This is a genomic window from Acidovorax sp. GW821-FHT10E03 (assembly GCF_059415205.1).
The window spans coordinates 58244-71745 of record NZ_JBWKMU010000008.1; the positions used below are offsets into that span (position 1 = coordinate 58244).

A 13502-nucleotide genomic window follows, 5' to 3' on the forward strand; every position below is an offset into this window, starting at 1 on the left:
CCGTCCTGGCCCTTTGCAAGCCAGGCGCGGCGCGGGTCAGCGGTAGCCGACGAACAGGATGGCGATGTTGACCAGAAACGCCCCGGCCCAGATCGCGCTGCGCACGGTGGGCATGTCGGAAACGTACATCATGATGTAGAAGATGCGCAACATGACATACAAAAATGCCAGGATGTCCAGCAATGTCTGCCCCGCCCCCAGCAGGTGCGCAATGATCACGGCGCCGATGAAGAACGGCAGTGCCTCGAAGCTGTTGGCCTGCGCCGCATTGGCGCGGGCCCGCCAGTCGGTCTGACGGGCCATCCAGGCGCGGGGGTCCCGGTTGTCGAAGCCCCCGTCCTTGCGCGGCTTGCCGAAGCTGCCGCTCTTGGCCAGCCAGGCACAGGCGATGGGAAGCAGTGCCGCGATCAGCACGCACCAGTAGGCCACTGTGAACCGTGCGACATGCATGGTGGTATTCATTTTCAAGCCTTTTCGGGCTCCAGCGCTTTATACATAAGCGCTGGCAGCTATTAAATTGTGAGTATTCTAGCCGCCGTGGCGCCCTTTTTCCACGCAGGGCCTAGCGGCGGTCCACCAGCGCATGCGCAATCGTGCCCAGGTCCACATATTCCAGTTCGCTGCCCACGGGCACGCCGCGCGCCAGCCGCGTCACGTGCAGCCCCCGGCTCTTGAGCGCCTCGCTGATCACATGGGCCGTGGCCTCGCCTTCGGCATTGAAATTGGTCGCCAGGATGACCTCCTGCACCGTGCCATCGGTGGCGCGGCCCATGAGTTTCTGCAGGCCGATCTCCTTGGGGCCGATGCCGTCGAGCGGGCTCAGGCGCCCCATGAGCACGAAGTACAGCCCCTTGAATGCCCCCGTGCGCTCCAGCGCCGCCTGGTCGGCCGGCGTCTCCACCACGCACAGCCGCGTGGCGTCGCGCGCAGGGTCCAGGCAGGTGCCGCACACCTCGGCCTCGGTGAACGTGTGGCAGCGCGCGCAATGGTGCACGGTGCCCACCGCCTCGCCCAGCGCCCGCGCCAGCGCCAGCGCCCCCTCCCGGTCATGCTGCAGCAGATGGAACGCCATGCGCTGCGCAGACTTCACCCCCACCCCCGGCAACCGGCGCAGCGCCTGGATCAAGACATCAAGGGAATCGGAAGCAGACATGCAGGTATTGGTTTTCAAAAACTCCGCCCTCAAGGGCGTAGCGAGCGGAATCAGCTGCCAGGCGGCCGGAGCGCAGGAACCGCAGCGTACTTCCTGTACGTGAGGATTGCGAGCACCGCCCAACGACGCAGATCGCCCGCTCGGCAGCCAGCCTCAGAAGGGGAATTTCATGCCGCCGGGGAGGCCTGGCATGCCTTGCGTCAGCTTGCCCATCTTCTCCGCCGAAGTCTCCTCCGCCTTGCGCACCGCCGCATTGAACGCCGCAGCCACCAGGTCTTCGAGCATGTCCTTGTCTTCGGCCAGCAGGCTCGGGTCGATGGTGATGCGCTTGACATCATGCTTGCAGGTCATCAGCACCTTCACCAGGCCGGCACCCGATTCACCTTCCACCTCGATGAAGGCCAGCTCGTCCTGCGCCTTCTTGAGGTTGTCCTGCATCGCCTGGGCTTGCTTCATGAGACCGGCGAGTTGTCCTTTGTTGAACATGGTGTGTTTCCTTTGCTTCTTTCTGGTTGATCGATTCCCACGAAGGGACAGAGATTCGGTATCCGAGATGCACGGTATTGTGCTGTGCAATGTCAGCGGCCGTCGAAACTGGCACACCCCAATCCAGTGCACTCGTGGAGCTGGCCGTGCCAGGCCACCGAGTGCGTCCCCCTCCCGCGAAGCGAGAGAGGGGGAAGGCGCCGAAGGCGACTCAGGGGGAGCTTCATCTCACGCAGGCTTGATGCTGCCCGGCACGATTCTCGCGCCGTAGTCGCGCATCAGCGATTGCACATAGGGGTCGTTGTTCACGATCTCTTCGGCGCGGCGCTGGCGCTCGGCAGCGGCGGCCGCATTGCGGCGGGCCGGGCTGTCGATGACATTGCCCACCTCCACACTGATCTGGGTGGCGTGCCCCGCGGCCTCCAGCGCGGCGCGCAGGCGCTCGCGGGCGGTGGGCTGATTGAGCGACTCGCGCTCCACGCGCAGCAGCCAGTGGCCGCCGTCGCGCGCCACCAGCTGCGACTGCAGGGCCAGCTCACGCACCAGGGCGGTGATCGATTCCGCCGCCACCATCTGCTGCACGGTGGCATGCCAGACATCGCCCTCCTCGGTGGGCGTGTAGCGCGCGGAAACAGGCGCGGGGGCCGAAAGCGGCAGCGGTTGCAGCCGCTCCCCGGGTTCGGGAGTCTCGCGCACCGGAATCGCTACGAATTCAGGAGCACCTTGCGCTTGCGGGGACTGCGCTGGGGGCCGATTTCGCTCAAACCGATCGGACGTGCGCACCGGCAGCGCGGTGGCGGCCGAGGGGGCAGGCGCCGCGGCGCCCGGCTCGTCCGAGCCCGGCCAGGGAGGTGGCTCGGAGGCATCGGCGGATTCTGGTGAAGGGGCGTCTTGCGCCAACGCCGGGGCCACGGCGGGCTCCGGCGAAGCCGCCGGCACCTGGGGAGGTGGCGCGGCGGCCAGGGCCGGGGCAACCACGGGTGCCGGCATGGCGGCATCCGCCGCCGCGGGCACCGCGGAAACCGCCGGTGGCGGGCCAGAAGACGCCGCTTCAGGCCGCGTCAGAGTTTTTTTTTCAGCCGTTTCGCCCGAAGGCTTGAACGCCAGCAAGCGCAGCAGCACCATGGTCAGCGCCGCATACTCATCGGGCGCCAGGCCCAGTTCGCCGCGCCCGTGCAGGCACAGGCTGTAAAGCAGCTGGGTTTCGTCGGCGGGCATCAGGCCGGCAAGCCGGGCCGTTTCCACCGCCTCGGGGTCGTCGGCATCCACGGCAGCCGCCATCTGCGGCACGGCCTGGAACACGGCCATGCGCTGCAGCACGGCGCTCATCTCTTCCAGCGTGGAAGCGGCAGACAGGCCATTGAGGCGCAGCGTGTCCGAGGTTTCCACCACCGTCTTGCCATCGCCACGGGCCAGCGCGTCGATGAGGCGAAACACGTAGGAGCGGTCCACCGCGCCCAGCATCTGGCGCACGGCGGCCTCCTGCAGCTGGCCGCTGCCAAAGGCGATGGCCTGGTCGGTGAGCGACAGCGCATCGCGCATGGAGCCACGCGCCGCGCGCGAGAGCAGGCGCAGCGCCGGGGGCTCGGCCGGCACGTTCTCCGACGCCAGCACCTGCGTGAGGTGCGACAGCACGGTCTCCGGCGCCATGGGGCGCAGGTTGAACTGCAGGCAGCGCGAAAGCACGGTGACCGGCACCTTCTGCGGGTCGGTCGTGGCGAGCACGAACTTGAGGTACTCGGGCGGCTCTTCCAGCGTCTTGAGCATGGCGTTGAACGCCGTGTTCGTGAGCATGTGCACTTCGTCGATCATGAAGACCTTGAAGCGGCCCTGCACCGGCTTGTAGACGGCCTGTTCCAGCAGGCTCTGCACCTCGTCCACGCCCCGGTTGGAGGCCGCATCGAGCTCGGTGTAGTCCGGAAACCGGCCACTGTCGATGTCGGTGCAAGCCGCGCACACGCCACACGGCGTGGCGGTGATGCCGCCCTGCCCATCGGGCCCCTGGCAGTTGAGCGACTTGGCCAGGATGCGCGACACCGTCGTCTTGCCCACGCCCCGCGTCCCGGTGAACAGGTAGGCATGGTGCAGCCGCTGCTGGGTGAGCGCATTGGTCAGGGCCTGCACCACGTGCTCCTGCCCCACCATTTCGGTGAAATTGCGGGGGCGGTACTTGCGGGCGAGCACGAGATAGGACATGGGGGGTGATTCTAGGGCCCATGGCGTACCGGGTCTGGGTGCCGCGGCCCGCCATCCGCGAAAGCCCTGCGCCGCCCGATACCGGCTCGCGCGCCCACGCCAGGGATGCCGCCCAGGGGCCGCCCCTGGCGTGGGCAACGCCGCGCTGGCGTCGTCGCCCTTTGCAATTGCAGGCCATTCGAGAGGAGTAAAAAATGGCGTCCTGTTCAGGAGGTAGAATCCCATCCTGACGGGCCTCCCCGCATGGTGAAGCGGCCAACCGGGTCAGGTGGGGAACCAAGCAGCCCTAACTGTGGAGCCAGTGCCGGGGGTAAGGCTCGTCAACTTCTCTTTTCTTGCCTGCGCGGCGTGCCCGCGAGCGGCATTCCTGGCGCGGTGTTGTCGCGCATCCCCTCCCCCACCCCGTTCCCCTTCGTGGCATGTGCTGGCCGCCTCCTGCGCGCACAGGCACGCGGCGCGAGCGCATGTCAGTCCTTTCCCACGCTGTTTTGCGGCTTTCGGGATTGCGCCGCACCGGGCGGCAGGCGCACACTTTGTTGCATCGCTTCATCCTTTCTTTTCATCGGGTGCCGCCATGTCAACCCCCCTGACTGCGCAAGTGATTTTTTCCTTCCGTTACCGGCGCGCCTTGCCGGCGCGTGCGCGCCGGCCGCAAGCCCTGGCCCGCATGCTGCCCGGGCGCCCGGTGGTGGGCTGGCTGTGCCTGGCCGTCGCGGGCGCGGCCTGGGGAGCCGACTCCCAGTTCGCCGACGAGGCGCGGGCCAGCCTGGAGCAGGAAACGGCCCGCCTTTCCGCCGCGTATGAGGTCCACAGCGTCGAGCTGCCCAGCCTGGGCGAGACGGCCCCGCCATGGGCCACCTCGGGAGCGGCCCAGCCGGGCAGCAGCTTCAACAGCACGCAGCACATCGGCGTGACGCGCTGGCTCACGCCCGAAACGTCCGATAGCGGGGGCCGATTCGGGCTGTCGCTGGGCATGAGCGCGCCGGCGCCCTCGGCCGCTGGCGCCCCCCTGGCGGGCGGCGCCCTGCCCCCCGCCAGCCTGGACCTCGGGGTTCGCTGGCGGTCCCGCCTGGACAGCGGGCGCCATCTGGACATTTCCGCCTGGACACGGCCTCTCCCGGCAGGCCAGCCCCAGGACGCGATGGGCATGATCTGGCAGTCGCAGCCGCCGATGTATGGAACCCGGGTGGAGGTGCAATGGGCCTCCTCCCGCACCCGGGGGCTGGTGCCCGAGTTTGGCGCCATCGGCGTGCAGCTGCAGGGCGGATCGCGCCTGGTGCTGCGGGCGCGCAAGGGCGGTCCGATGCTGTATTACCGCGCCAAGTTTTGAGCCCTCCTGAGCCGCCTTCGGCGTCTTCCCCCCGGGGGGGACGCCTCCGGTGGACCGGCGCAGCCGGATCCACGGTGGCGGTGGCGGCGTGTCAGTTTTGAACGCCGAAGGGAACTGCCATCTGGATGAAGGAGCCGCCGAAAGCTACACCCCGCGTTGGCGAATCCAGTCCAGCGCGCCGTGCCCGGCCACGCGACCACTCGCCAGACAAGCCGTGAGCAGGTAGCCGCCGGTGGGGGCTTCCCAGTCGAGCATCTCCCCCGCGCAGAACACGCCGGGCGCGGCGGTGGCCATGAGGCGGGCATCGAGCGCGTCAAAAGCCACGCCGCCCGCAGTGCTGATGGCCTCGTCCAGCGGCCGCGCGGCGACCACCGTGACGGGCAGCGCCTTGATCGCGTGGGCCAGCGCCACGGGGTCGTTCATCCCGTCCTTGCCCAGGTGCTCGTACAGGATGCCGGCCTTGATGCCGTCCAGCCCCAGGCGGCTCTTGAGATGGCTGGACAGCGAGCGCGACCCGCGTGGATGGCGCACCTCCACCAGCACGCGTTCGGGCGTGTGGTCGGGCAGCAGATCCAGGTGAAAAGTGGCATGGCCGTGGGCCTCGATCTCGTCGCGCAGCAGGTGCGATGCGGCATAGACCAGGCTGCCCTCCACGCCCGTGGCCGTGGCCACGAACTCGCCCCGGCGGCTGAAGGCGCGGCCCTGGCTGTCGGTGAACGCCAATGCCACCGTCTTGAACGGCTGGCCCGCGAACCGCCCGGCGAAGTGGGGCGTCCAGCCCGTGGCGGGAGCAGGTGTGCGGCCGATGAGCTCCTGCAGGAACGCGCGGCGCGTCTCGCCCGCAGGCACATCGCCACGAAGCACGTCGAAACCGCAGTTGGCGGGGCGCAGCGGCGCCACGGCAAGCCCACGCCCGGCCAGCAGGGGCACCCAGGCGCCGTCCGAGCCGAGGCGCGCCCAGCTGCCGCCCCCGAGCGCCAGCACCACGGCGCGCGCTTGCACCCGCTCCTCGCCCGACGGCGCGGCGAAGCGCAGCGCGCCATCGTCCGCCCAGCCCAGCCAGCGGCGGCGCATGTGGAACACCACGCCCTGCCCCCGCAGGCGCTGCAGCCAGGCGCGCAGCAGCGGGGCGGCCTTCATGTCGGCCGGAAAGACCCGGCCCGAGGTGCCCACGAAGGTCTCCACCCCCAGCCCCTGCGCCCAGGCGCGGATCTCGGGCCCGCCCCACGCGGTGAGCCAGGGCTCGACCTGCGGCTGGCGCTCCGCAAACCGGGCGGCGAACGGCGCATGGGGTTCGGAATGCGTGAGGTTCAGCCCCCCCTTGCCCGCCAGCAGGAACTTGCGCCCCACCGAGGGCATGGCGTCGAACAGATGCACCGCCACGCCCGCCTGCGCCAGCACTTCGGCGGCCATGAGCCCGGCGGGGCCTCCGCCCACGATGGCGACGTCGCAGTGCAGGCCGGCCACGTCGTCGGGGGCGGGAGGAAGGGAAACATTCATGGGGAAAACCTTTGGATGGGAGGCCGGCAATCGGGAAAAAAAGCGTCAGAACAGGGAACCCTGGGGCGAATCGTCGGGGCCGGGTCCCCGCGGCAGGGGCAGCGGCGGCGGCACGGCCCCGGGTACCTGCGCGGCGGGGGCGAGAGTATGCCGCAGCGCGGCCTCTGCGCCCTGCACTGCATCGGGCCCGGCAGGCACGGCGTCGGGCACGGGCACGAGGCGCCCGTCGCCCGTGAGGAAGGCCGCGCGCACGCGCTCGCCGGGCGTCTGCCCCTGCACGGCGCTGCGGTAGCGCTGCAGCTGGGCCAGCAGCGCGGGCTGGCGCTCGGGCTCGGCCGCGCTCTTGTAGTCCAGCACCCACCACCCAGCGCGTTCGGGCGGCTGGTGGCAATGCACCAGGCGGTCCAGCCGCAGGCTCAGACCCTGGTAGCGCAAGGGCGCCTCGTTGATGGCGGTGTCCACGGCCGACGCCTCCCAGGCCCAGGCGCCTTCGCCCGCCAGGATGCGCTGCGCGGTCAGCGCGGCGTGCCGCGCGGCCGCGATGGTGATGTCGAAATCCCGCGCCAGCCGCGCCACCCGCGCGGGCGGCCAGCCCTGGGCGCGCAGCTCCATCAGCGGGGCCCCCGCCACGCCCGCCTGCTCCAGCAGCTGGTGCATGGCCTCGCCCAGCCGGGACTGCGGCGTGGAGGCAGCCGTGGCATCGCCGGGGTCGGCGGCCCGGTCGGCATCCACCGGCCCCGCGGCGGGTGCCGCGCGCAGGTGCTCCGGCAGCGGCGGCAGCTCCGCCAACATGAAGTGATCGTGGCGGCCCGGCCCGGCCAGGGCTTCGCCCCCGGGCGCGCCAGGGCCCTCCTGCACGGCGATCTCGGCCGCCAGCGGCGCCAGGCGGTTCCACCAGCTGCCCGGCGCGGATGCGGCTGGCTGCACGCTGGACAGCGCCAGGCAGTGCTTGGCCCGCGTCATCGCCACGTAGAGCATGTTCAGCTCTTCGCGCTGGCGGGCCTGCTGCTCGGCGGCCAGCACTTCCACGGCGCTGGGCGGCGGGTTCGATTCGCTGGCCAGGAAGACGAAGGCCCTGGGCACGGCCTGCTCGCCGGGCCAGTCCACCAGCACGCCCATGGTCTCGGCCTTCTGGGGGCGGGTGTCGGTGTCCAGCAGCAGCACGCAGCGCGCCTCCAGCCCCTTGGCGCCGTGCACGGTGAGCAGGCGCACCGCCTGCGCATCCACCCGGCCCGGCGCGCGCACGCCGCCCTTTTTCATGGCACGCACAAAGGCGTAGGGCGTGAGGTAGCGGCCGCCGTCGTGCTGCAGCGCGGCCGACAGCAAGGCGCGCAGATTGGCCTGCACCGCGGTGCGTTGCGCGGCGGGGGCGGCCGCCGCGAAGCGGGCCAGCACATCGGCGTGCTGGTAGATGGCGTGCAGCGCGTCGTGCGGGGGCAGGCCATCCACCCAGGCCCTGTATTGAGCCAAAACGGGCCCCAGCGCTTTCATTTCAAGCGGTAGCAGCTCACTTTTCTGTAGCAAATCAAACCAGCTGCAGGCAGCGTGTTCCGGCTGGCGGCGCAGCAGCGCCAGGGCCACCAGGGCCTCGTCGCCGCAGCCAAACAGGGGCGAGCGGAGTGCCCGTGCCAGGGAAAGGTCGTGCCCGGTGGACACCAGCGCATCGAGCAGCGCCACGATGTCCTGCACCTCGGGCGCGTCGAACAGGTCGGCCTTCTCGGGCTGCACGCAGGGCAGGTGCAGGGCGCGCAGGGCCTCCTGCAGGGCGGCGAGCCGGTCGCGCTTGCGGGCCAGCACCAGCACTTCGTGGGGCGGCGTGCCCTGCGCGATCTGCGCCGCCACCCACGCGGCGGCCTGTGTGCATTCGCGCATGCGCTGGGTTTCCTCGGCCTCGTGGCGGGGCTCGGTCAGGCTGTCGCGCCAGGCGAAAGGGTCCGCGCCCGCGCCGCCGCTGCCGGCATCCGGCGGCAGGATGGCGGGCAGGCGCAGCAGCACGCCGGGGTCCCTGGACTCGGTGGTGTGGTCGCGAAAGCCGCTGGTCTCGTGCTGCGCCTGGGCGGTGCCCATGACGTGGTTCACGGCGGCGATCACGCCCGTGGCGTTGCGGCGCGTGTGGTCGCAGCTGAGCAGGTCGCCCGCGAGCCCATGGCGCACGAAGGCCTGCGCGGCGATGAACACCTGTGGCTCGGCGCGGCGAAAACGGTAGATGCTCTGCTTGGGGTCGCCCACGATGAACACGCTGGGCGGCGTCTGGCCGCTGGCGCCGCCGCCCGAACCCGCATAGCCCGACAGCCAGGCGTGCAGCGCCTGCCACTGCAGCGGGTTGGTGTCCTGGAACTCGTCGACCAGCAGGTGGCGCACGCGCGCATCGAGCCGCTCCTGCACCCACCCCGAGAGGATGGGATCGGACAGCATGACCAGCGCCGTGCGCTCCACGTCGTTCATGTCCACCCAGCCGTGCCGGTTCTTCACGGCGGCAAATTCGCCGATCAGGCAGCGTGCCAGGCGGGCCATGCGCTGCTGGTGCTGCCAGGCCTCGTGCTGGCGCCGCGCCAGCAGCAGGCGCTGCAGTTCGGGCTCGGCCTCCTGGGCGGCTGCGAACTTCTCGAGGTTCTTGGACAGCCTATCTTCCTTGGCCACGAACATCGCCTTGCGCAGCAGGTCCAGGCGCAGGTTCGGGTCGCCGCAGGCCAGCGCGTCCACGATGGCGTCCGCCGCCTTCTGGGGCGTCTTGTTGGTCTCGGCCCCCAGCGCCCTGGCGCGCGCCAGCCAGCGCTGGTGGCAGGCATCGCCCTGCAGCGCGCCGGCGGGCTCATCCAGTCCCGCCAGTTCCGGGCAGTGCGCCTGAAAGGAAGGCACCGAGGCATCGAGCACGCCCGCCGCGTCGGCCAGGTCGAATTCCACGCGCTTGGCCAGCGCCGCCGCCAGCGCCTTGTGGGTCTGCGAGCGGCCGTGGCGGGCCACCACGGCCTCGTAGTCGGCCCGCAGGCCGGCGCTGGTGGCCACGGTGTGCAGGAACGGGGCCCACACCTCGCGCACGGCTTCGGCATCGTCTTCGAGCAGTTCGAAGTTGGCCGGCAGGCCCTGCGCCTGCAGCAGCGCCAGCGGGGCCGTGCCCAGCAGCGCGGCAAACCAGCTGTGGAAGGTGCGGATCTGCACCGGGCGGCCGCTGGCCAGCATCTGGCGGTATAAAATTTGTAACGCCTCGCGCTTGTCCTGAGCGCGCTCGGGGCTGATTCCTCTGGCAACCAGCTCGCGGGTGAGGTCTTCCAGGGGAGCCTGGGCAAAGGCTTCGAGCCATTCCTGCAGGCGCTGGCGCATTTCACCGGCCGCCTTCTTGGTGAAGGTGATGGCCAGGATCTCGTGCGGCGCGGCGCCATCGAGCAAGGCACGCAGCATGCGCGACACCAGCATCCAGGTCTTGCCCGCGCCCGCGCAGGCCTCCACCGCCACGCTGCGCGCGGGGTCGCAGGCGATGGCGTAGAAGGCCTCGCGGGAGACGGGACGGCCGTTGTGTTCGTAGGCGGCTTGTTCAGTCATTCTCATGATCCACCGCGCCCTGGCTGCCGGGGATCGGCAAAACCGGCGCGCGTCCAGGCGGGGGATGCCGCGCAAGGGCCGCCCCGCCGCGCTGGCATCGTTCCCCCTCCCGGCGCAGCCGGGAGAGGCAGGAAGCCGCGAAGCGGCTCAGGGGGGTGTTCCTCTTCATGTCCAGAAGTCTTTTCTGCACAGTCCGCGTGCGGCGCAGTAGTCGCACACGGCGCCCTCGCCCAGGGCGGGCATCGGCGCGCCCGCGGCAATGCGCTCAAAGTCGTGCTGGATGCCCTCCACCAGCAGGTCGCGCAGGTGCACCACCTCTTCCTGTTCGTGCATCTGGGTCTCGCCCCGCTCGCCCACGTTCACATAGGCGGCGCGCAGCGTGTCGTGGCTCAGCAAGGCGGCGTAGAACGCGAGCTGGGTGTCTTCCGCGCCCGCGCCGATGCGCTTGCGCGTGACGGTGTCGTTCTCGGTCTTGTAGTCGATGACCAATGGCGTGGGCTCGCCGGTGGAGGAGACGGCGTCGATGCGGTCGATGGTGCCCACCAGCTGCAGGGCGCCCAGCGGTTGGGTGGTCTGCACCTCGGCCTGCCGGAAGTGCCCCCCAGACTGCTCATGCTGCACAAGCCAGCGCAGATAGCCATCGCGCACCTGCGGCCAGCCTGCGGCGAACGGCAGGAAGTCGCCCTCCCCCAGGCCCTGCTCCAGCGTGACGGCCTGCGCGGCGCTGTCCATGCGCGCCGCGCGCCCGCCCGCGTCGTCCGTCGGCTCGGCCAGCAGCGCCTCATGGAAGTGCTGCAGCACCGCGTGCAGCCAGTTGCCGAAGTCGCGCTTGTCCACCTCGGCGGCCAGCTCGTCGGCCTCCTGCAGGCCCAGCTGGCGCAGCGCAAAGAAGCGGTAGGGGCAATGCCGCAGGTCGGAATAGGCCGTGGACGACAGGCGCTGGACAGGCAGGGCACTCCCGTCGGGCCCGGGGCGCGGGGTGGGCGCGGCCGGCACGGTGCGCGCGCGGCGCCCATCGGTGCCAGGGCGGGCGGCGCCATCCAGGTGCAGCGCCAGCACCAGCGCGCTGGCCAGCAGGGGCTCGCCACCTTCGTCGCCCGTTCGCCACAGCACATCCACCTCGGGTGTCTGCAGGGCGTAGTGCCAGGCCGCGCGCTGGGCGGCCTCGAGCGATCCGCGCGTGGGCAGGCCCCAGGCCTCGCGCTGGGCCGTGGTCCAGTCGCCCGTGGGCTCCGGTGACGACTGGAGGCGTTTTTCGTCGCACCCGGGCAGCACGAGCGCTGCAAACGGCCGTGCTAGCAGCTGCGGCAGGGGCAGGACGACCACGGGCGCATCGCCCGCGAGGGCCGGCACGTAGCGCGCGGCCTCGCACACCTCGCTGGCCCAGCGCGTGAATTCGGCGAGCGCCATGGGCCGCCCCGCGCTGTCCCAGCCGTCGAGCTCGGCCTCCTGCCCCGCCTGCAGGCGCAGCGCGGCCAGCACGCGGGCGCCCGCGTCATCCGCCTCCAGTTGCGCCCACTGGCCGCTGGCCTGCAGCAGCAGGCGCAGGGCCTGCAGCCACTGCGCCAGCGGGCGGGGCGCGCGCAGGCCCTCACGCCAGCCCTGCGCGAGCGCCACGCACTGCGCCAGGGCCGGCTTGCCGGACCAGTCGCGCTGCGCCGCACCGGCCCAGTTCGCCACCGGGGCCTTGCGCAGCGCGCGCTCGAGCGCATCGAGCGCTGGCGCCGCCACGGCGGGGGCGTGCTTGAGCCAGTCGAGCACTTCATCCGCATGGGCATCCCATGCGCAGGCCTTGAGTGCGGCCATCAGCTGCGCGGCGGCGCGGGTGGTGGACAGCGTCCAGCCGTTTTCGTCGCGCACCGCCACGCCCGAGCTTGCCAGGTGCGCGCCAATGCGGCGCGTGAGAGCCCGGTCGTTGGCCGCCAGCGCCACCGGTGTGCGGCCCGCCGCCACATGCGCCAGCACGCAGGCGGCGGCCCGCTGGGCTTCGTCCTCGGCATCCTGCGCGGCATGCAGCGCGACCCGCCCCATGGGACCTGGATCGCCAGGCCCGGGAGGCAGCGCCAGGGCCGTGGCCTTGTCGCCCCAGTGGTTCTGCAAGGCCTGCGCCAGGGGTTCTGCCTGGAACCCGTGCAGCACCACCAGCGCGTCCACGGACTCCCGCACGCCGGCCTCGAACAGCACATCGGTGGCATGGCGCGAGGCAAGCACCCATTCGAGCGCAATGCGCGCCACGACGGCCTCGAAGCGCAGCGCCGAGGCGCCATCGGCCTCGGGCAGCAGGCCGCGCGCATGCGCGGCCCATGCTGGCCGCTGCGCGGGCGGCACCGCGGCCACCACGGTCGCCAGCTGCGCCGCGGCCTCCTGCAGCGGCGCGGCCAGCACGTCGCGCTGGGCCGAAAGGCCCGCGCGGTCCAGCAGCGCCCGCGCCGTCAAGGTGTCGCGCGCCACATCCCCGGCCAGGTCGTCGCCCAGGGGCACGAACGCCGCCAGCTGCCGTGCCCAGTTGCGCGTTGTTTCAAACCGGGGAGCAAAACCGTCCGCATGGAACAGGGCCCAATAGCGCTGCGCCCACGGCATGAGCTGGGCATAGGGGACCAGCACCACCGTGCGCGCGGGATGCGCGCCCTGCTGGCGCAAGTGCCCGGCCACCTGTCCCAGCACGCGCCGCCACAGGGGCACCAGGGCTGCGCACTGATCGCTTTTCGCTATGACAGTCATAGCGTCGCAGGGCCCGGCCACACCGGTGAACGTGGGATTGGTTTCTGTCACAATGCCCAGACTTTAAACGTACACCGGTCACAACCCGCTCAAAAACAAGGAATCCGCCATGGCCAGCGAACTCATCAAACATGTCTCTGACGCCAGCTTTGAAGCCGACGTGCTGAAACCCGGCACCGCCGTGCTGGTGGACTACTGGGCCGAATGGTGCGGCCCCTGCAAAATGATTGCCCCCATCCTGGACGAAGTCGCGGGCACCTACCAGGGCAAGCTGCAGATCGCCAAGATGAACGTGGACGAGAACCGCGAGATTCCCGCCAAGTTCGGCATCCGCGGCATCCCCACGCTGATGCTGTTCAAGGATGGCCAGCTGGCCGCCACGAAAGTGGGCGCCATGAGCAAGGCACAGCTGACCGCCTTCATCGACCAGCAACTGGCCTGACCGACGGCCCAGCCCCGGCCCCGCACGCGATCACCCGGCATGCGGGGCTTTCTTGATGAAGGCGCATGGCCCGGGCCGCCAGCCCGGCGCCCACCGAATCCGGCCCGCGTGAATCCCCTGCTTTTTTTCCTGTC

The 13502-nt window shown here is 70.8% G+C and carries 9 protein-coding genes and 1 other RNA gene; 3 read left to right on the forward strand and 7 right to left on the reverse strand.

The genetic code is table 11. From position 1 onward, the window contains the following. Positions 1 to 36 precede the first annotated feature (36 nt). From AC07OD_RS15305 to dnaX, 4 genes are all read right to left on the reverse strand, one after another. Positions 37 to 462 carry an MAPEG family protein gene (locus tag AC07OD_RS15305; RefSeq protein ID WP_218297649.1) on the reverse strand — a complete coding sequence of 142 codons (426 nt, stop codon included), beginning with the start codon at positions 460 to 462 and terminating at the stop codon, positions 37 to 39. 100 nt (positions 463 to 562) lie between these two features. Further along, positions 563 to 1153: a recombination mediator RecR gene (gene recR, locus AC07OD_RS15310; protein ID WP_218297650.1), complete on the reverse strand. Its 591-nt coding sequence runs from the start codon at positions 1151 to 1153 to the stop codon at positions 563 to 565. Positions 1154 to 1306: 153 nt separating this feature from the next. Further along, positions 1307 to 1639: a YbaB/EbfC family nucleoid-associated protein gene (locus AC07OD_RS15315; RefSeq protein WP_010457931.1), complete on the reverse strand. Its 333-nt coding sequence runs from the start codon at positions 1637 to 1639 to the stop codon at positions 1307 to 1309. Between the two features lie 228 nt (positions 1640 to 1867). Next, complete coding sequence (dnaX, locus tag AC07OD_RS15320) at positions 1868 to 3835, reverse strand: DNA polymerase III subunit gamma/tau (RefSeq protein WP_218297651.1); 1968 nt, start codon at positions 3833 to 3835, stop codon at positions 1868 to 1870. Between the two features lie 228 nt (positions 3836 to 4063). On the opposite strand from dnaX, the gene ffs reads away from it, so the two are divergent. Both ffs and AC07OD_RS15330 read left to right on the forward strand, forming a co-directional pair. Beyond that, positions 4064 to 4160, forward strand: an RNA gene (ffs, locus tag AC07OD_RS15325) — signal recognition particle sRNA small type. A gap of 249 nt (positions 4161 to 4409) precedes the next feature. Beyond that, on the forward strand, positions 4410 to 5165 hold the full coding sequence (locus AC07OD_RS15330; protein WP_494597398.1) for a hypothetical protein: 756 nt from the start codon (positions 4410 to 4412) through the stop codon (positions 5163 to 5165). Between the two features lie 144 nt (positions 5166 to 5309). Here the strand turns inward: AC07OD_RS15330 and AC07OD_RS15335 are convergent, their stop codons facing one another. The 3 genes from AC07OD_RS15335 to AC07OD_RS15345 form a co-directional block, all read right to left on the reverse strand. After that, positions 5310 to 6665: a TIGR03862 family flavoprotein gene (locus tag AC07OD_RS15335; RefSeq protein ID WP_218297652.1), complete on the reverse strand. Its 1356-nt coding sequence runs from the start codon at positions 6663 to 6665 to the stop codon at positions 5310 to 5312. A gap of 45 nt (positions 6666 to 6710) precedes the next feature. Beyond that, the gene (locus tag AC07OD_RS15340) at positions 6711 to 10205 is read right to left on the reverse strand and encodes a UvrD-helicase domain-containing protein (protein WP_494597399.1); all 3495 of its coding nucleotides are present in this window, start codon (positions 10203 to 10205) and stop codon (positions 6711 to 6713) included. 165 nt (positions 10206 to 10370) lie between these two features. Further along, a complete protein-coding gene (locus AC07OD_RS15345) occupies positions 10371 to 12926 on the reverse strand; it encodes a PD-(D/E)XK nuclease family protein (protein WP_494597400.1) in 2556 nt (851 codons plus the stop codon). A 109-nt stretch (positions 12927 to 13035) separates the two neighbouring features. Here AC07OD_RS15345 and trxA point away from each other — a divergent pair, with 109 nt between their 5' ends. Further along, complete coding sequence (gene trxA / locus AC07OD_RS15350) at positions 13036 to 13368, forward strand: thioredoxin TrxA (protein ID WP_218297655.1); 333 nt, start codon at positions 13036 to 13038, stop codon at positions 13366 to 13368. Positions 13369 to 13502 lie beyond the last annotated feature (134 nt).